The sequence below is a fragment of the Rhodanobacter thiooxydans genome (assembly GCF_030291135.1).
Lineage (GTDB): Bacteria > Pseudomonadota > Gammaproteobacteria > Xanthomonadales > Rhodanobacteraceae > Rhodanobacter > Rhodanobacter thiooxydans_A.
In genome coordinates, this window is sequence record NZ_CP127409.1 from 2,699,534 (window position 1) to 2,722,849 (window position 23,316).

A 23,316-nucleotide genomic window follows, 5' to 3' on the forward strand; every position below is an offset into this window, starting at 1 on the left:
TCAGCAAGGCGCGGCCAGCGGATCGTCCGGCAGGTCGTCGTCGATCGCCTGCCGCGCCTCGACCAGCCGGGCCTCGACCTCGGCCACGATGCCGCCAGCCTCGGCCAGGCTCGATGCGGGCACCATCACCGCGATGTAATCCATCGCCGGCAACTGGCCGACCCCGCCGGTGAGGTACTCGCCGGCGATGAACGCCGGGATGCCGCCTGCCTCCAGCGCATCCTTGACCAGATGGGCATCGAACAGGTTCTCGGCGCGGTAGACGGTATGCATGCCTCGCACGCTAACCCGCCCCGGCACGCGGGGCAAGGCGCCCGGCGGCGATGGCGGCGACAGGGTAAACTTGTGCGTTTCCGCCACCGCTTGCGAGCCCGAGCCCGATGTCGACCGAGAACCCCGCCAACGCACCCGCCCCTTCGACGGCCGCCGTGCAGCAGGCGGCTCCCCATCAGGACTTCATCCGGCAGATCGTGCGCGACGACCTCGCCGCGGGCAGGCACCGCGCGATCCACACCCGCTTCCCGCCGGAGCCGAACGGCTACCTGCACATCGGCCACGCCAAGGCGATCTGCCTCTCCTTCGGCATCGCACAGGAGTTCGGCGGCTGGTGCAACCTGCGCCTGGACGACACCAACCCCGGCAAGGAAGACCCCGAGTTCGTGCAGGGCATCAAGGACGACGTGCGCTGGCTCGGCTACGACTGGCACGAGCTGCGCCACGCCTCGGACTACTTCGACGTGTTCTACCGCGCCGCGCTGAAACTGATCGAAGACGGCCTCGCCTACGTCGACGATCTCGACGCCGAGCAGATGCGCCAGTACCGCGGCACGCTGACCGAACCGGGCCGCCACTCGCCGTACCGCGAGCGCAGCGTGGCGGAAAGCCTCGACCTGTTCCGCCGCATGCGCGAGGGCGAGTTCGCCGACGGCAGCCGCACCTTGCGCGCGAAGATCGACATGGCCTCCGGCAACATCAACCTGCGCGACCCGGCGCTGTACCGCATCCGCAAGGTCGCCCACCAGAACACCGGCGACGCCTGGCCGATCTACCCGATGTACGACTTCGCGCACGCGCTGTCCGACGCGATGGAAGGCATCACCCATTCGCTGTGCACGCTGGAGTTCGAGGACCACCGCCCGCTGTACGACTGGTGCGTGGACAAGGTGGACCTGCCGAACCATCCGGAACTGTGGCAGTCGGTGGTCGCCGCGGGCCTGGAGGCGAAGCCGGCCAAGCCGCGGCAGATCGAATTCTCGCGGCTGAACCTTTCCTACTGCATCACCAGCAAGCGCAAGCTGGCGCAGCTGGTGAACGAGAACGTCGTGGATGGCTGGGACGACCCGCGCATGAACACGCTGCGCGGCCTGCGCCGGCGTGGCTTCACCCCGGCCGGGCTGCGCCTGCTGATCGAGCGCGTGGGCGTCTCCAAGCAGAACAGCGTGATCGACTACGCGATCCTGGAGAACTGCATCCGCGAGGATCTGGACGCCACCGCGGCGCGGCGGATGGCCGTGCTCGACCCGCTGAAACTGGTGATCACCAACCTGCCCGAGGGCCACGAGGAAACGCTGAGCTTCCCGAACCACCCGAAGGACGAGAGCTTCGGCACGCGCGAGGTGCCGTTCGCGCGCGAGCTGTGGATCGAGCGCGACGACTTCGCCGAAGTGCCGCCGAAGGGTTTCCACCGGCTGAAGCCGGAGGGTGAGGTGCGCCTGCGCGGCGTCGGCATCGTGAAGTGCGAACAGATCATCAAGGACGCCAGCGGCCACGTCACCGAGCTGCGCTGCACGCTCGACCCGGAAACCCGCCACGGCCTGCCCGGCGCCGACCGCAAGGTGAAGGGCACCATCCACTGGGTCAGTGCGACGCACGCGGTGGCCACCGAAGTGCGCCTGTACGACCGCCTGTTCAGCGTGGCCGCGCCGGACAGCGAAGAGGACGGCAAGAACTGGCTCGACCACGTCAACCCCGAGGCCAAGCGCGTGGTGCGGGCATGGCTGGAACCGGCCGCGGCCCGCGTCGAACCGGAGCAGCGCTTCCAGTTCGAGCGGCTCGGCTACTTCGTCGCCGACCGCGTCGACCACCGCGCCGACGCCCCGGTGTTCAACCGCACGGTGACCCTGCGCGACGTCTGGGCCAGGCCGGCCGGCCAGTAAACGGAGCGAAGGCATGCTGCCGCTGCAAATCCATCTCACCCTGCCGCCGTGGATCGGCGACGTGGCCGACACCAACAAGCGCTACCACAGCGATGAGGAGCGCGTAGGCCTGGCGATCGAGCTGTCGCGGCACAACGTGGATCGCGGCGGTGGCGGCCCATTCGGCGCCGCCGTGTTCAACAATCACAGTGGCCGGCTGGTCGCGGTCGGCGTCAACCGCGTGCTGCCGCAGAGCTGCTCGGTCGCGCATGCCGAGATGATGGTGATCATGATCGCGCAGCAGCGCCTGAGCCGGCACCGGCTGAACGAAGATGGCGGCCATTACGTGCTGGCCACCAGTTCGCAGCCCTGCTGCCAGTGTTACGGCGCCACCGTATGGGCCGGCATCGACGAACTGCTGATCGGCGCGCGGGCGGAAGACGTCGAGGAACTCACCGAGTTCGACGAAGGCCCGCTGCCGACCGACTGGATCGGCGAACTGCAACGCCGCCATATCGCGGTTCGTCGCGACATCCTGCGCGAACAGGCGCGCAGCGTGCTGGCCACCTACGGCGCCAGCGGCACACCGTATTGAGCCGCTGGCGCGCCGCGCTGCCGCTGATCTTGCTGGTGCTGGCCGGCATCGTGCTGTTCGCCTCCGGCTCGCTGCACCAGCTGAGCCCGCACCAGCTGGTGGTGCACCAGGCCGAGCTGCACGCGCAGATCGCCAGCCACCCGTGGCTGACCCGGCTGGCCTTCATCGGACTGCTGACGCTGACCGTGGCCACCGGCATCCCCGGCACCATCGTGGTGATCCTGGCCGGCGGCTTTGCCTTCGGCGTGGTCGACGCCACCGTGTGTTCCTCGATCGGCCTGACCCTGGGTTCGCTGGTGCTGTACCTGGCCAGCCGCTACGCGTTCGGCGCCGGCAGCCGGCAGCCGCCGGCGATGGTGGCGAAACTGCGCCACGGCTTCGAACGCCACCCTGCGAGCTACACCCTGTTCCTGCGCTTCGTTCCGGTGGCGCCGTTCGGTCTGGTCACCATCTGCCTGGCCTGGCTGCGCTGCCCGCTGTGGCTGTTCCTCGGCGCCAGCTGGCTCGGCGGCACCGTCTCGCTGATCTTCGAAACCTCGATCGGCGCCGGCCTGGGCGATGCCATGAGCCAGGGCGACAGCTTCGGCATCGGCCTGTTCCTGCATCGCGCAGTACTGCTGCCGCTGGGCGCGATCGCCCTGCTCGCCCTGCTGCCACTGCTGCTCGAACGCCTTACCCGACGGCACCGGCAGGGAGCCCGACGCGTCGACTGAGTGGCCGGCCCGCATCTGACGGCCCGGGAGCCACCCGGGATTCCTGGCCAGTGGCGCGCCGACAAGCCACTTGCCGGGTTGATCCGAAAGATCACGCGCACGAAACTGCGAGGCCACCCAAACCGCCGGCCGGCAAATTGACTTTGACGGGGTAACATTCCATATTCATGTCAAGGCATCGCTTCAGCCCGTGACCCAGCACACGGACAAGCTTGTCGGTCAACTGAAACAATGCCGGCAACCCTAGGGGGGGAACATGCCAGTTGCCAACCATGCCGATCGACGGTACGCGTCACCGCCGCGCCTGTGTCTGCGCCGGGTGCAGTGCGCATCACGCACACGGGGTTTCACCCTGATCGAGTTGATGATCACGGTGGCGGTCATCGCCGTCCTTGCCGCCATCGCCGTGCCCAGCTACTTCAAGTACATCGTGCGCTCCAACCGTTCGGCAGCCGAGAGCCTGATGCAGGAAGCTGCCAGCGCACAGGAGCGCTACATGGTCGACAGCCGGCAATTCGCCGGCAACCTGACCGTACTTGGCTACGGCGCGGGCATGCTGCCGAACACGGTGGCACCCAACTACACCATCTCAATGGTCGCCACCGCGGCCTCCGCCTCGGGCGGCACCCCGCCGGGCTACACGATCACCGCCACGCCGATCAACGGCCAGCTCCGCGACACCGAATGCGGCACGCTCACCCTCAACGGCGACGGCAGCAAGGTGGCCAGCACTGGCGCCACGAACTGCTGGAAATGAGCCATGCGCACATCACGTAGCCACGGCTTCACTTTGATCGAGATGCTGGTCACCCTGGCCATCTTCGCCGTGCTGCTGATGATCGCCATCCCCTCGATGCGGCCGTTCCTGCAATCGCAAAGCGTCAAGAACGCCTCGATGGACATCAACTCCACGGTGGCGCTGGCGCGCAGCGAGGCGATCAAGCGCAATGCCACGGTCGACGTGACGGCCAACAACGCGGCCGACTGGAGCCAGGGCTGGGTGGTCAGCCAGACAGCCGCCAACGTCATCCGCAAGCAGCCCGTCCTCGGCAACATCGTGATCACGCCCACGCCAGCCAGCGGAAGCTTCAGCTTCACCGGCAACGGGCGGATGACCAGCACCGGTTCCACGTTCACGATCAAACCGGTCAACAAGACCGGCTCGCAGCCGCTCTGCCTCACCGTCACGGTGGGCGCCACCGGCCGCGTCGAGTCCACCAAGGTCACCTGCCCATGAAAAACCAGACCGGCATGATGCTGATCGAGGCGCTGGTGTCGCTGGTCATCGCGGCCGTCGCCCTGCTCGGTACCGTCACCCTGATGGCGAAATCCACGCGCAGCGAGATGGAGTCGTACCAGCGGGTGCAGGCGCTGACCTTGGTGCAGGGCATGGCCTCGCGCATCAACGCCAACCGGCAGGTCGCCACGTGCTATTCCAACGGCGCCACCGGCCTCAGCACGACCAGCGCCTCCCTGCCCCAATGCGCCACCGGTTCAGCCGCCCAGAACGCCACCGCCAACGCCGACCTCGCCGCGTGGAAAAACGCCCTGATCGGCTCCAGCGAAGTTTCCGGCACGTCCAAGGTCGGCGCCATGATCGGCGCCGTGGGCTGCATCGATCAGGTCACCCCCTTCGATCCCAACTACCCGGTTTACCGCGTCAGTGTCGCCTGGCAGGGCCTGATGGCCACCGCGGCGCCCGTCCTGACGTGCGGGCAGGCGTCGATCGGCAGCACCAGCCTGCGCCGCGTGATCAGCGTCCAGGTCCAGATCGCCAACCTCACGACGACATGATGACTCCTCGCGCCCACCGCCAGCCCCTGTCACATGCCCGCCTGCAGGCGGGCATGTCCCTGATCGAGCTGATGATCGCCATCGCCATCGGCCTGGCGCTGCTGGCCGGGCTCAGTTCGCTGTACGTCTCCACCAGCAAGGCGCGCACGGAATTCAACAAGACTTCCGAGCAGGTCGAGAACGGCCGCTTCGCGCTGCAGTCCATCACCCGCGACATCGAGATGGCCGGCTTCTACGGCCGCGCCAGCCTGCCGGTCTCCACGGCCAGCTATGCCCTGTCGGATCCCTGCGCCACGACACCCACGTCGATGGGGTTCGGCACCACCCCGGCGGTCACTGTCCCGCTCCCGGTGTACGGGCCTGCGCTGGCCACTCCCGCCCTCACATGCCTGACGGCCGCCCTGCCGAACATGGTCACAGGCGCCGAAGTCCTCACCGTCAGCTACGTCTCCGGCAGCACCACCGCCGCCGCCAACGGTACCGATTACTACGTGCAGCGTTCCGGCTGCGAGACCGACAGCAAGGTGCTGGTCTACAGCAAGACTGCCGCTGATTTCACCCTGCACAACAAGGCCGCCGTCGCCGGCGGCACCTGCAGCACCAGCACCAAAGCCGAGCTGCGCAAGTACGTCGAGCGCAGCTACTACGTGGCCACCTGCGACGTGTGCGGCACCGACACCACGCCAACACTGAAAATGGCCGAGTTCGTGAACGGTGCGATCCAGACCTCCTCGCTGGTCACCGGCATCCAGGACGTGCACTACAGCTACGGCGTGGACCTCGACAACAACGGCTCGCCGGACTGCTACGTCGACAACCCGTCCGACATCAGCGCCGTGCCGGCGGCCTGCGCCACCGCGGCGACGGCGGCCTCCTACACCTGGACCGCATCGGCCACCGCCAACTGGGCCAACGTCACCGCCGTGCGCATCAACCTGCTTTCGCGCAACCTCGACAGCACCGCCAGCTGGACCGACACCCGCACCTACGACCTGGGCCGCGCCGCGGTGAATGGCCCGTACAACGACCACTACAAGCGGCACGTCTACGGTACCGTTGCCCGCATCTGGAACACCGGCGGCCCGAGGGAGAACCAGTGATGAAGACCTCGCCGTCCCGCGCCTCGCAACGCGGCTTCACCCTGGTGATGACGCTGATCTTCCTGGTCATCTTCATGCTCTTCGCCATTTCCATGGTCAGTTCGAGCATGATCAACACCAAGGTCGCCGCCAACCAGCAGTACCGGCTGGAAGCCGGTACCGTGGCGCAGCAGGGCATCGAACAGGTGATGAGCCAGCCGTTCATCCGCGTGCCGATCACCACCATCACCCCCGTGCCGGTCGACGTCAACGGCGATGGCAAACCGGATTTCATTGCCCAGGTCGCACCGCCCGCCTGCCTCGATAGCAAGATCATCCCGAACGCAAGCCTGCCGGTGGGCGATGTCTGCAAGGTGCCCAACAATCCCAACGGCAACCTGATCCTGCCCGGCCCGTCCTCCTCGGTATCTCCTCCACCGGCAGCACCCTCGATGTGCTCGGCGACGGATTGGGACATCCAGTCCGGCGTCACCGATCCAAACAACACCGCCGTCGCGGTCACCGTGCACCAGGGCGCCTCCGTACAGGTACCAATCGGCACGCCCTGTCCCTACTAATCCCGCATCCGTCCCCGCGGAGAAGTCGTCATGCCACACACGCGTACCCATCTGAATCGCCGGCTGCGTATCCTCGTTCTGATCGCCGCGGCGCTGACGCTACCAGGCATGGCCAGCGGCGAGGACATCGACCTGTATACCGGCAAGCCGATCAACGGCGGGCAGCCGAACGTGATTCTTTTGCTGGACAGCTCCAGCGCGTGGAACGGCAACGCAGCGTTCAGTTGTCCCACGACCGGCGTGGTCTCTTCCAACAATGCAAGCACGGACGCCGGCTTTGAACAGTGCGCCCTCTACAACGCGGTGACTGCTGTAGGCACCAATCCGCAGCTGGCCGGCAACATCAACGTGGGCCTGATGCGCTGGGATAAGAGCAAGGACGGAACGACCAATTCGGGGGCGACTTACAGTGGAAACGGCGGCTATTTCAAGTCCCCGCAGCCGCAGGCGGCGCTGCTGCCCGTGATCGGCGACTCGTCCGGTTCCACCACCTCAACCGGCGCCATCAACCTCGCCAGCTTGCAGAGCGTCATCAAGGGAATCGACCGGACGGGGGATGGCTCAAACAACCCGAATACCGGCGGCGGCATGCAGGAAGTGTGGGCCTACTACTCGCGCAACATCGGCCTGTCGAATACCAACTACACGACACTGCCCAAGCTCAACGTCTGCCAGAAGAACTTCGTGATCTACATCGCCAATGCCATGAACAACGGCGATCCAAACATGAGCCAGAACATCTGGGGGCCCGCACTCGTCAAGGCCGGCGCGACGGCGGCGCAGCAAAAGACCGTCATCATTCCCCCGCCCTACACCAAGTATCAAGGCCAGGGTGGCGGCCCCGAGTGGGCCCGCTTCATGTACCAGACCGACCTTTCCGGTGGCACCAACAGCGGTTCCCCGCAGAACATCATTACCTACACGATCGCCGTGACCGACGGCAAGAATCCCGACTACGTCAGCTATGTCCAGAGCATGGCCAGCAACGGCGGCGGCAAGTCGTTCGTAGTCAACATCAATGACCCGAACGCGCTGAACGACCTGGTCAAGGACCTGGTAGGCATCTTCAATGAAGTGCAGGCGACCAACAGCGTGTTCGCCTCGGTGAGCCTGCCGGTCAGCGTAAACGCCCAGGGTACCTCGCTCAACCAGGTCTATGTCGGCATGTTCCGCCCGGATGCCACCGCCGCGCCGCGCTGGGCGGGCAACCTCAAGCAGTACCAGCTTGGCTTCGACACCAACAACAACGTGGTGCTGGACGATTCGCTGGGCAACCCGGCGATCAGCAACGCCGGCACCGGCTTCATTTCGCCCACCGCACTCAGTTTCTGGACTGCGGACCACCAGACCGGTACCCCGCGCGACGGCCCGTTCACCATTACCGCCAGCGGCTATACCAGCACCATCGTCACCAGCTGGCCGACCAATGGTTTCTGGGTCAACCACCCGACCGGCGCGGGCGGCGCCTTCGACGCCTCTGACGGCGAGATCGTCGACAAGGGCGGCGTCGCCGAGATGGCTCGCGCGGATTACCTTACCGACCAGTCGGCGCGGGTGATCTACACCTGCACCAGCGTGGGCGGCTGCCCCACCTCCGGCACGCTGCCCACGTTCGACGCCACCACGCTGGGCGGCAACAGCCTGTTCGGCACCAGCTCGACCACCACGCCCACCACCACCAACCTGATCAACTGGATCCGCGGCACGGACAACAACACCGGTCCCGGTGCCGAGAGCCCGGCCGGGCCGGGCAGCCCGGTCACCGTTCGGCCGTCCATCCACGGCGACGTGCTGCATTCGCGGCCGGCGGTCGTCAACTACGGCGGTTCCATCGGCATCGTGGCGTTCTACGGTTCCAACGACGGCCTCTTCCGCGCCGTCAACGGCAACAAGGATGCCACCGCGCCCGGCGTCATCAAGATGGCCAGCGGACGACTGGTACGCCCCGGTGGCGAACTGTGGTCGTTCATTGCACCCAATTTCTTCAGCAAATTCCAGCGCCTGTACAACAACAGCCCGGCACTCACGCTGGGTGCCGCCAGCGGCAGCGGCAAGGACTACTTCTTCGACGGCACCACCACGGTCTATCAGGACCTGCGCAACGCCGCAAGCCCGAAGACCTACATCTATGTCACGGCGCGCCGTGGCGGTCGCCTGATCTACGCGTTCGACGTGAGCGACCCGACCAAGCCACCGACATTCCTGTGGAGCAAGACCAACGCCAACATCCCCGAACTCGGCCAGACCTGGTCGCAACCGAAACTGGCACTGGTCAAGGGCCACACTGACCTCAGCGGCAATCCCATCCCCGTGGTGGTCATGGGCGGCGGCTATGACCCCGCCGAGGATATCGACCCGGCTACGTCAGGCGGGGATACCATGGGTCGTGCGATCGTGGTGCTGGATGCCTTCGACGGCAGCACGGTGTGGACCGCCTGTGCCTCCGGCTGCACAGCCGCAGTGCCCGGCATGACCTATGCGATCCCGTCCGACATTACCCTGCTCGACCGCAACGGCGACGGCTACACCGACCGCCTCTACACCGGCGACCTGGGCGGCAACATCTGGCGCGTCGACGTCGACGACACTTCCACCGCCAACTGGAAAGTGACCAAGCTTGCCAGCCTGAGCAGCACCGGTACCGGCACCGGCGCCAGCTGCGCCAGCAACCCCACCGGCGCGCGCAAGTTCTTCTATCCGCCCGATGTCACGCCAACCTCCAGCTTCGACGCCGTGGTGGCCGCCAGTGGCGACCGCGAGCATCCCCTGTTGACGAACGCATCCTCCTGCGTGGTCAACCGCTTCTACATGCTGAAGGACACCAACACCGGCACCAGCGTGGCCGCCGGCTGGACCACGATCACCGACTCCATGCTCACCGACGAAACCGGTGCCGCTGCCGGAACGACGACGCCGTACTCCTCCACCAGTACGACGCCGGGCTTCTACGTCACTCTGAATCATTCCGGCGAGAAGGCGGTGAATGCGCCGTTGACGGTGGCTGGCTATACCTACTTCGGCACCAATACCCCGGCCGATCCTTCCCTGAACCCCAACATGTGCTATCCGAACCTGGGTGTCGCGCGCGGCTACGCAATCAACTTCCTGACCGGCGCGGGCCAGAACAGCAACGGCTATATCGTCTTCGACGGCGGCGGCCTGCCGCCCTCGCCGGTATTCGGCCTGGTCGAAGTCACTCCCGGCAGCGGCGTGTACACCCCGGTACTCATCGGCGGCGGCAACCAGACCGGAACAGGCGGCGGCAACAACAGCTCGGCGCTGGGTGCCCAGAAAGTCATCCCGCCCAACACCGGCAAGCGCAAGCGTACCTACTGGTTCACCGAAGGCCTGCAATAAGCGTTGACGGGAACTTGCAGGCGCGGCCACCGGGTCGCGCCTGCACCACGGCCACGGCGAAGTGGACCCTCCGCGAGGGTGGGAGCCCAAAGGCCGGCGCGGGAGTGCCGCCGCCTGGATAGCCGGAATCACGATGCACGCGGCCGCGTGCGTCGTGCGCCACAGCATGTCGCCACCCGTTTCCGGGCCGGCGGTCACATCGCCCGATGCGTTCCTTCACGGCTGCCAACCTGCCCATTTCGCGCTAGTGTTGTGGCGCTGATGCTGCCGGACACGACTGCGCGTTCGGGATAACGTGGGGGAAATACGGAGCAGCGGATGGACATGGCGACCCACTCCTGGCCCGCACGCCTGTGGCAGCGGGCTTCGCTGATGCAGCGCCTGGCCTTCGTGGCGCTGGTGCCCGCCCTGGCCACTGCCGCGCTGCTGGTGACCCTGCTGACCCTGCGCCAGCTGGCCAACCTGCGCCAGCTGGCGCACGGCAATGCCGAGGCCATCGCCACCCAGGCCGCCTCGATCACCGTGCAGCCGCTGCGCGCGATGCAACTACGCGAGCTGGCGCAGGTCGCCGATTCGATTGGCGACCTGCCGCACGTGGCACGCGTGCAGATCCGCACCGCCGCCGGCCAGATCCTCGCCGACCGCCACAAGCCCGATGCCAGCCGGGACCCGCGGGAAATCCTCACCGTGGTGCGCGATGTGGTCGATCGCGATTCCTCCGGGGTGGTCGTGCTGGGTACCGTGCTGGTGGATGTGAGCCTGCACGACGCGATCGCCGCCCAGCGCGCGAGCCTGCGCTATGCGCTGCTCACCCTGCTGTTGAGCCTGTTCGTCACCGGCGTGATCGGCTGGCAGGCCGCTCGCTGGATCAGCGCGCCACTGCGCCATCTGGCCGGTGCCGTGCGCCAGCTCGGGCAGGGCGACCGCCAGGTAGCGGTGCTGGTGACCGACCACACCGAGATCGGTGAACTGCAGCAGGGTTTCAACCACGCGGCGGCGGCGTTGCACGATGTGCGGCGCGGGATGGAACAGCAGATCGAACAGGCCACGCAGGAACTGGCCCACAAGAATGCCGCGCTGGAAGCGGCCAGCCTGGCCAGGTCGCGCTTCCTGGCAGCCGCCTCGCACGACCTGCGCCAGCCGCTGTACGCGCTGACCCTGTTCTCCTCCGCACTGGCGGTGGACGAACACGACCCGCAGCGGCTGGACCGGATCGCCCACATCCAGGAATGCGTGCAGTCGCTCGACCACCTGTTCAGCGAACTGCTCGACCTGACGCGACTGGAAACCGGCGCGGTGCAGGTCGAGATCAGCGAGTTCCCACTCGACCAGGTCTTCGCCGAAGTCAGCCGCAATTTCGACATGGTCGCCGAGCAGCGTGGACTGCAGCTGGCCATCCACCCTGCCCGGCTATGGGTGCGCAGTGATCGCACCATGCTCACCCGCATCCTCAACAACCTGGTCAGCAACGCCCTGCGCTTCACCCGCCACGGCGGCGCACTGGTCGGCACCCGCCGCACCACCGATGGCCGGGTACGCGTCGAGGTGTGGGATACCGGCCGCGGCATTGCGCCGAAGCACCTGCCCAGCGTGTTTGACGAGTTCTACCGCATCGACGACCACCCCGACGCCGGGCTCGACGACGGCTCACACTCGGGCCTGGGGCTGGGGCTGGCGACCGTGCAGCGACTGGCGGAACTGCTCGACACCGAGGTCCTGGTGAAATCCCGGCTCGGCCGGGGCAGCGTGTTCCATTTCCTGCTGCCGATCGCCACCGCTCGCACGGATCTGCCCGGATTCGACAACGACAGCCCCGCCGATCTGGCCGGCAAACGCGTGCTGGTCGTGGACGACGACCCGGCTATCCTGTCCGGCATCCGCTTCCTGCTGCGTAGCTGGGGCTGCGAGGTGGAGGTGGCCGAGGATCGGCTGCAGGCGCTGGAGGCCATCGAAAACTGGCCCGGTCCACCCGACATCGTGATCTGCGACCTGCACCTGCGCAGCGGCGAAAGCGGCACCGACATCTTCGCCGCGCTCGACCGGCACTACCGGCGCGATGGGGGCGCACCATTCGCCCGCCTGCTGGTCACCGGCGAAACCCGCATCGACCGCCTGCGTGAAATCATCGCCGCGAAGATCCCGCTGCTGTACAAACCGGTTTCGCCGCAACAGCTGCGCAGCACGATGACCTCGGCATGGACCGTCATCCACGACGACAAATGAAGCCACGCACGGCTGCCTGCGAGGGCAAAAAAAGAGCGCCCGTCAGGGCGCTCTGGAAACTGGTGGGTCGTCCGGGACTCGAACCCGGGACCAATAGATTAAAAGTCTACTGCTCTACCAACTGAGCTAACGACCCATCATTGCAAAACTCAAGCGGACAATTTTACGGGCTGGGCGACAGCGGCACAAGCAAACGCGCCGAGCGCTCAGATGTAGCGGGTCGGGTCGGCCAGGCCCGCTTCGCGGAAACCCTGCGCACGCAGCCGGCAGGCGTCGCAATGGCCACAGGCGCGACCATCGTCGTCAGCCTGGTAGCAGCTCACCGTAGCCGAGAAATCCACGCCAAGGCGCTGGCCTTCGCGCGCGATGTCGGCCTTGCTCATGCGCATCAGTGGCGCATGGATGCGGATGCCGGCGCCTTCAACGCCAGCCTTGGTGGCGACATTTGCCAATGCCTCGAACGCCTCGACGAAGGCAGGCCGGCAATCCGGATAGCCCGAGTAGTCGACCGCGTTGACGCCGCACCATATGTCGCTGGAACCAAGCACCTCGGCCCAGCCCAGCGCGATCGACAACATGATGGTGTTGCGTGCCGGCACGTAGGTCACCGGGATGTGGCCATCGCCATCGTGCGCGCTGTCGTCCAGCGGCACGTCGATGTCGGCGGTGAGCGCGGAGCCACCGATGCTGCGCAGGTCGATGCTGACCGTCTTGTGTTCCAGCGCTCCGAGCATCTTCGACACGCGATCGGACGCAGCCAGTTCCGAACTATGCCGCTGGCCATAGGCCACACTCAACGCATGCACCTGATAGCCCTGCTCGCGCGCCAGCGCGATGGTGACGGCTGAATCCATGCCGCCGGAGACGAGCACGACGGCCTTGCGCAACGTGTTTTGAGACATGCTGTATTCCACTTCGGAGTGACCGGTCATCGGCCGCAAACGCCACCGGCAACACAGGCCGGCGCGACATCATTTTCCCGCCGCGTCGTTCCACAGCAATTTGTGCAGTTGCAGCTGGAAGCGTACGGGCAGCCTGTCGGCGATGATCCATTCGGCCAGCTCACGCGGTTCGACCTTGCCCCATACCGGCGAGAACAGCACCATGCAGCGATCGGCCAGCGCATGCTCGGCCAGCATCGCGCACGCCCATTCGTAGTCGGCGCGGCTGGCGATGACGATCTTGATCTGGTCGTGCGGCAGCAGGTGGTCGAGGTTCGACCACAGGTTGCGCTGGCTCTCGCCCGAGCCCGGCGCCTTCAGGTCCATCACCTTGCGCACGCGCGGGTCGACGGCGGAGATGTTCAGCGCACCGGAGGTTTCCAGCGACACCTCGTAGCCGGCATCGCACAGCTTGCGCAGCAGGATCAGGCAGCGCTTCTGCGCCAGCGGCTCACCGCCGGTCACGCAGACATGCTTCACGCCATGCGTGGCGACCTCGGCGAGGATGTCGTCGATCGCGTGCCAGTTGCCGCCGTAGAACGAATACTCGGTATCGCACCAGACGCAACGCAACGGGCAGCCGGTGAGGCGCACGAACACGGTGCGCCAGCCGATCGCATCGGCTTCGCCCTGGATCGAATGGAAGACCTCGGTGATGCGCAGGCGCTCGGCAACAGCCGCGGCAGGCGTGCCGGACGCCTCGCGCGCGTCATTGCCGCTCATCGCGCTATTCGCTCAGTTGCCCGACTGCAGTTGCAGGCGCTGCAGGCGTTCCTGGGCCAGGCTGGCGACCTTGGAGCCCGGGTATTTGGTGGTGACCTGGGTCAGCGTGGCCTTCGCCGCTGCAGTCTGCTTGAGCTCCAGCTGGCTGTAGCCGACCTTGAGCAGCGCGTCGGGCGCCTTCTCGCTCTGCGGAAACTGGTTGAGCAGCTGCTGGAACGATTCCAGCGCCACCGGATAATTGGTGGTGGCGTAGTACGACTCGCCAAGCCAGTACCAGGCGTTCGGCGCCAGCGCATGGTTCGGGTATTGCTGGATGAAGCTGCGGAACTCGCGCGAGGCTTCCACGTAATTGCCCGCGCGAATCGCCTTGAAGGCCACGTCGTAGGCGGCCTGCGCCGCGGCCGGATCGCCGGCGGCGGCATTGCTGCCGGCGGCAGCCGCAGCCGGCTGGCTCGCTGCCGGCTTGCTGGCGGCAGCGGCAGCACTGGCCGTGGCGGCCGGAGGGACGGCCTGCGCCTGCGGGGTGTTGCCTGCCGCCGCCGCGCCCGCACCGCCCGCCTCGAGACGCCCGAGGCGGGCATCGAGATCGGTGTACTGGGCCTTGTTCTTGTCGTCGAGCGTCTGCAGCTGGTGCTGCAGCTCCTCGTTCTGCCCCTGCAACTGCTGCACCTGTGCCTGCAGCTGCTGCATCTGGTTGACCAGGCCGGTACCGGACTGGTCCTTGTTCTGTGCCTGCTGTTCCAGCCGCGCGACACGATCGGCGAGGCTCAACCGCGAGTCCTGCGCGAATGCCGGGAACGCGAACAGCATGGCGGACGCGATCGCGCCCGCCATGCTGAACCTGGCTGCAAAGCTGTTAGCCAGTCGCTTCATCATTACTGCGCCGTGTAGACGATCTCGACGCGGCGGTTCTTGCTCCAGCAATCCTCGTTGTGCTCACGGCACACCGGCTTCTCTTTGCCGTAGCTGATCACTTCCAGCTGGCTGGCCGAGCCACCGTTGGCCTGCAGGGCATCGGAGACGGCCTTGCCGCGGCGCTCGCCGAGGCCGAGGTTGTACTCGCGCGAACCGCGCTCGTCGGTGTTGCCTTCCAGACGGATGTGCGAGGTCGGGCGGTCCTGCAGGTACTTGGCGTGGCACGCCATGATCTGCTGGAACTCCGGCTTGATCTCGGTCTTGTCGAAGTCGAAGTACACGACGCGCTGACGCAGGCAGGCATCGGTATCGAGGTCGGCAGGGGTGTACTTGCCATTGGACTCGGGAGCCTGGGTCGGAGCGGCCTGCTCCGGGGCGGGCTGGGGTTTGACTTCCTGCTTCTTGGAGCAAGCGGCCGCGCCTACGCAGAGCAGGGCAACCAGGGCGACGCGAACGGTCTTATTCATGGTGACGTTCCTTACGGGTTGAGTTCCGACAAACGATGACGATGGGATTTACGGGACAGCTGACGCCGGTTGGCCGGCTGTTATTTTGACACTTGAAAGATCGACAGTACGTGATGCTGCACCATCGCCCTGACTGGCTTTTGACGCGGCGAAGCGCCACAGCCGGAAACCGAAACGCGCCGCAAAGGCGCTGTCCGGGCCCATTCCCTGGGCATCATGCTGCCGCACTCGCGTGCAGCAGCATGGAAATTCAACGTTGCCGGTACGGCCCCCAGGCGGGTTCGCGCACGTCGCCATCGGAAAGTACGAGGCGCTGGCGAACCAGACCGTCAGCCGAGACGGCATACAACACGCCGCGACGTCCTTCGGTAGCGGCATACAGCAGCATGCTGGCATTCGGAGCAAAACTCGGGGACTCGTCGATCGGGCCCGGCGAGAGGAAACGCACCTGGTCACCCAGGCTGCGGTCCATGACGACAATACGATACACGTTCCCGTTGCCCTGCACCATCGCGATCTGCTTGCCGTCGTAGCTCACCGAGGCATTCAGGTTGCTCTGGCCCTGGAAGGTGATCCGCTGCGGCGTACCGCCGCTGGCCGGGATCTGGTAGATCTGCGGCCGGCCGGAACGGTCGGAGGTGAAATAGATGCTCTGGCCATCGGGCGCCCAGACCGGCTCGGTGTCGATCGCCAGGCTGTGGGTCAGCCGGGTTTCTTGACGGCTGGCCAGGTCCAGCACGAACAGCTCCAGGTTGCCGACGTAGGACAGCGCCACCGCCAGCTTGCTGCCGTCCGGCGACCAGGCCGGCGCTCCGTTGATGCCGCGGGAATGGGAGGCCACCAGCTGCCGCGAGCCAGTGGTGATGTCCTGCACATAGATCGACGAGTTGCCGCTCTCGAACGAGACATAGGCGATCTTGCGGCCATCCGGCGACCAGGCCGGCGACAGCAGCGACTCCTTCGAACGCGCCACCACCTGCGGGTTGTAGCCGTCCGAATCGGCCACGATCAGCGAGTAGGTGGTGTGGTTGCCGAGGCCAACCGCGGTGATGTAGGCCATGCGGGTCCAGAAGGCGCCGCGCACGCCGGTGATCTTTTCGTAGATGATGTCCGCGATCTGGTGGGCCACGCCGCGCAGGTCACCCGCCGGAGCCGGTGGCATCTGCTGGTGCAGCAGACTCTGCTGCTTGTTGACATCCCACAGCTCGTATTCGACCTGGATCATGCCGTTGCCGGCGTCCCGGACGTTGCCGACCACGATGTAGTCCTGCTTCAGCAGGCGCCAGGTCGGGAACTTGATATCCGACCCCTTGGACGGGAACTCCACGATGTCGCTCTTGGCCAGCGAGCGGAACTTGCCGGAGCGGTTGAAGTCGTTGCGCATCACGTCGGCAACATCGGTCGGCAGCGGCACGCCACCCGCCTGCGCGAACGGCACCACCACGATCGGGGTGGCGGTCTTGACGCCGCCGACAATGTCGACATTCAGCGACTGGGCGGCGGCCGGGCCGGCGAACAGCGCCACCACGGCCAGCAGGATGACGGCAAAGCTTGGGCTGAATTTGCGCATGGGCTTGATCATTGCGGCCTGAAAGTGAAGGTGAGGTTGCGCTGGAACACGCTTTCAAAGCCCTTGTAAGGCAGCGTCTTGGTTCGCAGCACCGCGTTTTCGACCGAACGCCGGCCGGCATCGTCATACGGGCAACTGGAATCGACGGTCGCGCTCATCACGTCGCCGCCGGGCGATTGCACGATATGAACCTTGCAGGGGAGCGCAGCTATGTTATCCGGCCTTAACCAGTTCGGCGTGACCGCATTCTGAATGGCCGCTGTGTATTCGTCGGCAAGGTTGCTGTTCTGGCTGTTGTTGCCGGTCTGACGCTGGTCCGCGGGCGGCAGGTCCGGCTGACCGTCATCCTGCGCGTTCTTGAGGTCTTCCAGCTGCTGCTTCGCCTGCTTCGCCTTGTTGTCCAGCTGTTTGGTCTGGGCCGAGGCCGCATCCATCTTGGCGAACAACGCATCGATCTTCTTCTTTTCCTCGGCTTTCTTCTTGGCCGCCTGCGCATCCAGCTCGGCCTGGCGCTGACGCTGCTTCTCTTCCTGCACCTGTTTGGCGTCTTCCGCCTTCTGGGCAGCATCCTCGACCACCCGCTCCTGATCCTTGATGTCAACCTGCTTGGGCGGCGGTGGCAATTCGCTCACCGGCGGCGTCACCGGCGGGGGCGGGGTCGGCGGCGGAATGGTCGGTGGCGGCGGGGTGGAGTCGGGAACGGGCTTGGTCTTGACCGCCTTGGGTGGCGGGCTGCCGGTCCGTCCGATCAAAGTCGCCTCGATGATCGGGCCCTGCAGCTCCAGCGGTTTGGCACAGGTGATCGGGTTCATCCACGCCGGAAGATGCAGCGCGTTGAAGAAATTCTCGTAGCTGGAACACGGCAACACCGCGAGGAACAAAAACCCCACGATGCCGATATGCAGGATGGCGGAAAGTACGACCGCCTTCGGCGTCGCCTTACTTTCGTCCATTGGACGTGCTCTTGCCCTGCACGGGCTGCGCCATCAGGCCCACCTTGGAAACGCCGGCCTGCTGCAGGTCGGCCAGCACCGCGACCACGCCACCGTAATGGCCCTGATCGTCGCCGGCCACCAGCACGTTGACGTCCGGATTGGTGCGCACGAACGCGCCGACCTTGGTCTGCAGAGCGGCCGCGTCCAGCAGCTCCTTTTCGGCACCGGGCAGGGTCAGGAACAGCTGGCCATCCTGTTTCACCGTGACGATGACCGGGTCCTTCTTCTGCTGCAGCGACTTGGCATCGGCCTGCGGCAGGTTCACGTCGACGTTGGACTTCATCATCGGCGTGGTGACCATGAAGATGATCAGCAGCACCAGCATCACGTCGATGTACGGCACCACGTTGATTTCGGATTTGAGCTTGTAGCGCCGCTGGCGGCCGGAGGTTCGCATGGCTGCTCTCCGCTCAGGCGACGTCGTCGGTCTGGATCTGCCGCTGCAGCACCGAGGAGAACTCTTCCTGGAACACGTCGTAACGCGAGGCGATGCGCTCGACCTTGGTGGCGTAGCGGTTGTACGCCCACTGCGCCGGGATCGCCGCGAACAGGCCCATCGCGGTGGCGATCAGCGCCTCGGAGATGTGCGGCGCGACCACCGCGATGGTCACGTCCTTCATGTCGCCCAGGCCCTGGAACGCACCCATGATGCCCCACACGGTGCCGAACAGGCCCACGTACGGGCTGATCGAGCCGACGTTGGCGAGGAACTCCAGGTTGCGCTCGAGCAGGCCGATCTCGCGTGTGCCGGCGACCTGCATCGCGCGCTCGGAGCCTTCGATCACGCTGCGCGTGTCGTGCGTCTTGCGCTGGCGCTGGCGGGCGAATTCGCGGAAGCCCGACTCGAAGATGTTCTCGATGCCGCCAGTGCCGCCGTGGCGGTTGCTGACCTCGCGGAACAGCTGGGCCAGGTCGCCGCCGGACCAGAAGCGCTCCTCGAACTCCTCGGCATTCTCCATCGCCGCCTTGGTCTGCGAGTACTTGCGCACGATGATGACCCAGGACAGGAACGAGAACACCAGCAGGATCAGCAGCACCAGCTTTACCGGCACGCTCGAATCCGCGATCAGCGTGAAAATGTTCAGTCCACCGTTCATTGCTTGCAGGTTCTCCGCCTATCGGCTTGGGTTGTCTTGAGGTGCGGGTTGCGGGATCAGGTCGGCCGGAATCGGCGCCGGCCGCATGCGCTGGAGATCGACGCAAGCCACCCGCACGCTGGCGCGGATCAGGCAGCTGCCGTCGTTCTTCGTGATCGTCTGGGTGAACAGGATACTGGCTGCGCGCCGTTCTTTGACTTCGACCGTTACCGACAGTTCATCATCCAGCAGGGCAGGCTTGAGGAAGTCGATGTGCATGTCGCGCACCATGAAGGCCAGCCCGGTGGCCTGCTTGAAGGCCATCTGGTCGACGCCGAGCGCGCGCATCCACTCGCTGCGGGCGCGCTCCATGAAGCGCAGGTAGCCGGCGTGGTAGACCACCCCGCCGGCGTCGGTGTCTTCCCAGTAGACCCTGACCTTCCAGCGGAAGGGCGTCGTGGAAGCGGATTCAGGCATCCCCGACTCCCGCATCGAACAGGTCGGCAGCCTGCGCCTGCCGCGGCGGCGGGGTCAGCCCCAGGTGGCGCCAGCCTTTGGCGCTGACCATGCGCCCGCGGGCGGTGCGCACCAGGTAACCTTGCTGGATCAGGTACGGCTCGACCACGTCCTCCAGCGTGCCACGGTCCTCGCTCAGCGCGGCGGCCAGCGACTCCACCCCGACCGGGCCGCCGTCGAAGTTCTCGATGATCAGCCCGAGCAGGCGCCGGTCCAGTTCGTCGAAACCCTGCGGGTCGATCTTCAGCATGTCCAGCGCGGCTTGCGCCGCGGCCAGGGTGATCTCGCCGCCGGCGCGCACCTCGGCGTAGTCGCGCACCCGGCGCAGCAGGCGGTTGGCGATGCGCGGCGTGCCGCGCGAGCGGCGGGCGATCTCCTGCGCCCCTTCCGGCGCACAGGTGATGCCGAGAATTTTCGCCGCCCGGCGCACGATCGCGGTCAGTTCGTCGGTGGTGTAGAACTCCAGCCGCTGCACGATGCCGAAGCGGTCGCGCAAGGGCGCGGTGAGCATGCCGGCGCGGGTGGTGGCGCCGATCAGGGTGAACGGCGGCAGGTCCAGCTTGATCGAGCGCGCGGCCGGGCCCTCGCCGATCATGATGTCGATCTGGAAGTCTTCCATCGCCGGATACAGCACTTCCTCGACCACCGGCGACAGCCGATGGATCTCGTCGACGAACAGCACGTCGTTCGCCTCCAGGTTGGTCAGCAGCGCGGCCAGGTCGCCGGCGCGCTCCAGCACCGGGCCGGAAGTGGAACGCAGGTTGACCCCCAGTTCGTTGGCGATCACGTGGCTGAGCGTGGTCTTGCCCAGCCCCGGCGGGCCGAAGATCAGCACGTGGTCCAGCGCCCCGCCCCGCTTCCTGGCCGCCTCGATGTAGATCGACAGCTGCTCGCGCACCGCCTGCTGGCCCAGATACTCGGCCAGCCGCTTCGGCCGGATGGTGGCTTCCAGCGCCTCGTCGTCGAGCTGGGCAGCGGCGGTGATGATGCGGTGGTCGGTCATGCCGGCATTATGGCGGCTTGCGTGGGTGAAATGGAGTGGAAATCAGGAGCGGGAGCCGCCGCTCCCATGAGCCAAGGAAGTACTTTCCGGCACTTCTTTGGCTCGCCACGGTGGAGATCCGATCCGCTGCGCGGATCAGATCTCCACTTGCGCCCCCAGCTCGATCAGCCGGTTGCCGGGGATCTGGAAGAACGCGGTGGCCGGCATCGCGTTGCGCGACAGGAACGCGAACAGCTTGTCGCGCCACAGCGCCATGCCGGGTCGGCGCGCGTCGGCCACGATGGTTTCGCGCGACAGGAAGAAGGTAGTGTCCATCATGTCGAAGCCGAGGCCCTCCCGTGTGCACCGGGTCAGCGCCAGCGGGATGTTCGGATCCTCGGCGAAGCCGAAACGCAGCTCCAGTCCGAAGAAGTTGCCCGCCATAGGCGTGATCGCGATGCGCTCGTCGGCTTCGGCCACCGGCGTTTCCAGCGTCTCCACCGTCAGCAGCACGTTGCGCTCGTGCAGCACCTTGTTGTGCTTGAGGTTGTGCAGCAGCGCATGCGGCACGGCGTGCTGGTTCGCGGTGAGGAAGATCGCCGTGCCCGGCACGCGCAGCGGCGGGTGGTCGGCGATGTTCTCGATGAACGGCGCCAGCGCCAGCCCGCCCTGCTTGATCTCGCGCACCACCAGCTCGCGACCGCGGCGCCAGGTCGTCATCACGCTGAATAGCACCACGCCCAGCACCAGCGGGAACCAGCCGCCATGCGCCACCTTCAGCAGGTTCGCGCCGAAGAACGCCAGGTCGATGATCAGGAACAGCACGCCGACCAGCACCACCGTCAGCCAGCTCCAGTGCCAGCGCTTGCGCGCCACCACCAGCGCCAGCAGCGTGGTCATGGTCATGGTGCCGGTCACCGCGATGCCGTAGGCGGCACCCAGGTTGTCCGAGCTGCGGAAGCCGAGCACCGCCAGGATCACCAGCACCATCAGCATGCGGTTGACCCACGGCACGAAAATTTGCCCGGACATCTCGCGCGAGGTGTGCACCACCGCCAGCCGCGGCGAATAACCCAACGACATCGCCTCGCGGGTCATCGAGAACGCGCCGGAGATCACCGCCTGCGACGCGATCACCGCCGCGGCGGCCGACAGCACGATCATCGGATACAGCAGCGGCGGCGGCACCATCAGGTAGAACGGACTGGAGATCGCCAGCGGGTCGCCCAGCAGCAGCGCGCCCTGGCCGAAGTAATTGAGCAGCAGCGCCGGCAGCACGAAGCCGAACCAGGCCAGCCGGATGGGCTTCTTGCCGAAGTGGCCCATGTCCGCGTACAGCGCCTCGGCGCCGGTCAGCGCCAGCACCACGCCGCCGAGGGCGATGAACGAGGTATCACCGTGGCTGATGAAGAAACGTACCGCATGCAGCGGGTTGACCGCATACAGCACCTGCGGGTTGGCGATGATCTGGCGCACGCCGAGTACCGCCAGCACCACGAACCACAGCGTCATCACCGGTGCGAACGCCCTGCCGACCTTGTGCGTGCCGTGCCGCTGCACCGCGAACATGCCCAGCAAAATCGCCAGCGCGACCCACACCACGTACTTGCCCAGGCCGGGCGCGGCCACCTGCAAGCCCTCGACCGCGCCGAGCACCGAGATCGCCGGGGTGATCACGCCGTCGCCGTAGAACAACGCCGCGCCGAAGATGCCGAAGCCCGCCAGCACCCAGCGCGCGCGCGCCGAGCCGCTCATCGAGCGCTGCGCCAGCGCCATCAGCGCCATGATGCCGCCCTCGCCCTTGTTGTCCGCGCGCATCACGAAGGTCACGTACTTCAGCGACACCACGATGATCAGCGCCCAGAACACCAGCGACAGCACGCCCAATACCGCCGGCGCGGTCGGCGTCATGCCGTGCGTGCCGAGGGTTTCCTTCATGGTGTACAACGGGCTGGTGCCGATGTCGCCGAACACCACGCCGATCGCGCCCAGTGCCAGCGTCCGCAACCGGCGCCGGGTCTCCGTCGGCGATTCGTCCTGCATGGTGTGCTGTCCCACGATCAGCTCCCGAGTGCGGCGCGCAGCGCCTTGCGGATGATGGCTTCGGCATCGTCGCCCTCGGCGGCGACCTTCTGCACCAGCCGGCTCACCTCGACCGGCTTGTAGCCCAGCTGTTGCAGCGCCACGGTCGCTTCGCCAGCGGCATCCAGCGGCGCACCCGCCGCATGCAGCGTGGCACCGGGCATGCCGGACATGCCATCGAGACGATCGCGCAGTTCCACCACGATGCGCTCGGCGGTCTTCTTGCCGATGCCGGGGATCTTGGTCAGCGCGACCACGTCGCCGGCCTGCACCAGTCGCGCGAAGTGGTCGGTGGACACGCCGGACAGCACCGCCAGCGCGATCTTCGCGCCGATCCCGCTGACCTTCAGCAGGTTGCGGAACAGCGTGCGCTCGGCTTCGTGCAGGAAGCCGTACAGCGTGATGCTGTCTTCCTTCACCGCATGATGGATGAGCAGGACCACTTCCCTGCCGAGGCCCGGCAGGTCGTAGATCGTCGACATCGGCGCCTCGACCTCGTAGCCGATACCGCCAACCTCGACCAGCAGCGACGGCGGCTGCTTGCTTATCAGGATGCCGCGCAGGCGCCCGATCAC

23 protein-coding genes and 1 tRNA gene are annotated in these 23,316 nt (G+C 66.3%); 10 read left to right on the plus strand and 14 right to left on the minus strand.

The annotated features are described in order from the left end of the window. Positions 1-273 carry a DUF2007 domain-containing protein gene (locus QQA13_RS12545; protein ID WP_108470876.1) on the minus strand — a complete coding sequence of 91 codons (273 nt, stop codon included), beginning with the start codon at positions 271-273 and terminating at the stop codon, positions 1-3. Positions 274-380: 107 nt separating this feature from the next. On the opposite strand from QQA13_RS12545, the gene QQA13_RS12550 reads away from it, so the two are divergent. From QQA13_RS12550 to QQA13_RS12595, 10 genes are all read left to right on the plus strand, one after another. After that, positions 381-2,156 (plus strand): glutamine--tRNA ligase/YqeY domain fusion protein, encoded by a 1,776-nt coding sequence (locus tag QQA13_RS12550; RefSeq protein ID WP_108470877.1) that lies wholly within the window; start codon positions 381-383, stop codon positions 2,154-2,156. 13 nt (positions 2,157-2,169) lie between these two features. Next, positions 2,170-2,730 carry a nucleoside deaminase gene (locus tag QQA13_RS12555; RefSeq protein ID WP_108470878.1) on the plus strand — a complete coding sequence of 187 codons (561 nt, stop codon included), beginning with the start codon at positions 2,170-2,172 and terminating at the stop codon, positions 2,728-2,730. Next, on the plus strand, positions 2,727-3,443 hold the full coding sequence (locus QQA13_RS12560) for a TVP38/TMEM64 family protein (protein ID WP_108470879.1): 717 nt from the start codon (positions 2,727-2,729) through the stop codon (positions 3,441-3,443). Before QQA13_RS12555 ends, QQA13_RS12560 begins: the two co-directional genes overlap by 4 nt. A 364-nt stretch (positions 3,444-3,807) precedes the next feature. Next, complete coding sequence (locus tag QQA13_RS12565) at positions 3,808-4,200, plus strand: type IV pilin protein (RefSeq protein ID WP_234411273.1); 393 nt, start codon at positions 3,808-3,810, stop codon at positions 4,198-4,200. A 3-nt stretch (positions 4,201-4,203) separates the two neighbouring features. After that, a complete protein-coding gene (locus tag QQA13_RS12570; protein ID WP_108470881.1) occupies positions 4,204-4,680 on the plus strand; it encodes a GspH/FimT family pseudopilin in 477 nt (158 codons plus the stop codon). 14 nt (positions 4,681-4,694) lie between these two features. Beyond that, a complete protein-coding gene (pilV, locus tag QQA13_RS12575) occupies positions 4,695-5,237 on the plus strand; it encodes a type IV pilus modification protein PilV (RefSeq protein WP_234411274.1) in 543 nt (180 codons plus the stop codon). A gap of 53 nt (positions 5,238-5,290) precedes the next feature. Continuing rightward, positions 5,291-6,337: a PilW family protein gene (locus tag QQA13_RS12580; protein ID WP_234411275.1), complete on the plus strand. Its 1,047-nt coding sequence runs from the start codon at positions 5,291-5,293 to the stop codon at positions 6,335-6,337. Beyond that, positions 6,337-6,894 carry a pilus assembly PilX family protein gene (locus QQA13_RS12585; protein ID WP_108470883.1) on the plus strand — a complete coding sequence of 186 codons (558 nt, stop codon included), beginning with the start codon at positions 6,337-6,339 and terminating at the stop codon, positions 6,892-6,894. Before QQA13_RS12580 ends, QQA13_RS12585 begins: the two co-directional genes overlap by 1 nt. Before the next feature lie 30 nt (positions 6,895-6,924). After that, a complete protein-coding gene (locus QQA13_RS12590; protein WP_108470884.1) occupies positions 6,925-10,251 on the plus strand; it encodes a pilus assembly protein in 3,327 nt (1,108 codons plus the stop codon). Between the two features lie 324 nt (positions 10,252-10,575). After that, on the plus strand, positions 10,576-12,474 hold the full coding sequence (locus QQA13_RS12595) for an ATP-binding response regulator (protein WP_234411276.1): 1,899 nt from the start codon (positions 10,576-10,578) through the stop codon (positions 12,472-12,474). Positions 12,475-12,534: 60 nt separating this feature from the next. Here QQA13_RS12595 and QQA13_RS12600 read toward each other — a convergent pair. The 13 genes from QQA13_RS12600 to ruvA form a co-directional block, all read right to left on the minus strand. Next, positions 12,535-12,610, minus strand: a tRNA-Lys gene (locus tag QQA13_RS12600). 70 nt (positions 12,611-12,680) lie between these two features. Continuing rightward, the gene (gene queC / locus QQA13_RS12605) at positions 12,681-13,376 is read right to left on the minus strand and encodes a 7-cyano-7-deazaguanine synthase QueC (protein WP_108470971.1); all 696 of its coding nucleotides are present in this window, start codon (positions 13,374-13,376) and stop codon (positions 12,681-12,683) included. Positions 13,377-13,445: 69 nt separating this feature from the next. After that, positions 13,446-14,138, minus strand: a complete 693-nt coding sequence (gene queE / locus QQA13_RS12610; protein ID WP_108470886.1) for a 7-carboxy-7-deazaguanine synthase QueE — start codon at positions 14,136-14,138, stop codon at positions 13,446-13,448. A 12-nt stretch (positions 14,139-14,150) separates the two neighbouring features. Then, complete coding sequence (gene ybgF / locus QQA13_RS12615) at positions 14,151-15,014, minus strand: tol-pal system protein YbgF (RefSeq protein WP_234411277.1); 864 nt, start codon at positions 15,012-15,014, stop codon at positions 14,151-14,153. Further along, a complete protein-coding gene (gene pal, locus QQA13_RS12620; protein ID WP_108470888.1) occupies positions 15,014-15,520 on the minus strand; it encodes a peptidoglycan-associated lipoprotein Pal in 507 nt (168 codons plus the stop codon). The genes ybgF and pal overlap by 1 nt, the downstream gene beginning before the upstream one ends. Positions 15,521-15,770: 250 nt before the next feature. Continuing rightward, the gene (gene tolB, locus QQA13_RS12625; RefSeq protein ID WP_199909805.1) at positions 15,771-17,102 is read right to left on the minus strand and encodes a Tol-Pal system beta propeller repeat protein TolB; all 1,332 of its coding nucleotides are present in this window, start codon (positions 17,100-17,102) and stop codon (positions 15,771-15,773) included. Then, positions 17,099-18,043: a cell envelope integrity protein TolA gene (tolA, locus tag QQA13_RS12630; protein ID WP_108470889.1), complete on the minus strand. Its 945-nt coding sequence runs from the start codon at positions 18,041-18,043 to the stop codon at positions 17,099-17,101. Before tolA ends, tolB begins: the two co-directional genes overlap by 4 nt. After that, positions 18,030-18,482 carry a protein TolR gene (gene tolR, locus QQA13_RS12635; RefSeq protein ID WP_108470890.1) on the minus strand — a complete coding sequence of 151 codons (453 nt, stop codon included), beginning with the start codon at positions 18,480-18,482 and terminating at the stop codon, positions 18,030-18,032. The genes tolA and tolR overlap by 14 nt, the downstream gene beginning before the upstream one ends. Before the next feature lie 13 nt (positions 18,483-18,495). After that, on the minus strand, positions 18,496-19,182 hold the full coding sequence (gene tolQ / locus QQA13_RS12640; RefSeq protein ID WP_108470891.1) for a protein TolQ: 687 nt from the start codon (positions 19,180-19,182) through the stop codon (positions 18,496-18,498). Positions 19,183-19,200: 18 nt separating this feature from the next. Further along, positions 19,201-19,638 carry a tol-pal system-associated acyl-CoA thioesterase gene (ybgC, locus tag QQA13_RS12645; protein ID WP_108470892.1) on the minus strand — a complete coding sequence of 146 codons (438 nt, stop codon included), beginning with the start codon at positions 19,636-19,638 and terminating at the stop codon, positions 19,201-19,203. Then, complete coding sequence (ruvB, locus tag QQA13_RS12650; RefSeq protein WP_108470893.1) at positions 19,631-20,680, minus strand: Holliday junction branch migration DNA helicase RuvB; 1,050 nt, start codon at positions 20,678-20,680, stop codon at positions 19,631-19,633. Before ruvB ends, ybgC begins: the two co-directional genes overlap by 8 nt. Positions 20,681-20,815: 135 nt before the next feature. Beyond that, positions 20,816-22,702, minus strand: a complete 1,887-nt coding sequence (locus QQA13_RS12655; protein WP_108470973.1) for a potassium transporter Kup — start codon at positions 22,700-22,702, stop codon at positions 20,816-20,818. Between the two features lie 17 nt (positions 22,703-22,719). Continuing rightward, the gene (gene ruvA, locus QQA13_RS12660; protein WP_108470894.1) at positions 22,720-23,316 is read right to left on the minus strand and encodes a Holliday junction branch migration protein RuvA; all 597 of its coding nucleotides are present in this window, start codon (positions 23,314-23,316) and stop codon (positions 22,720-22,722) included.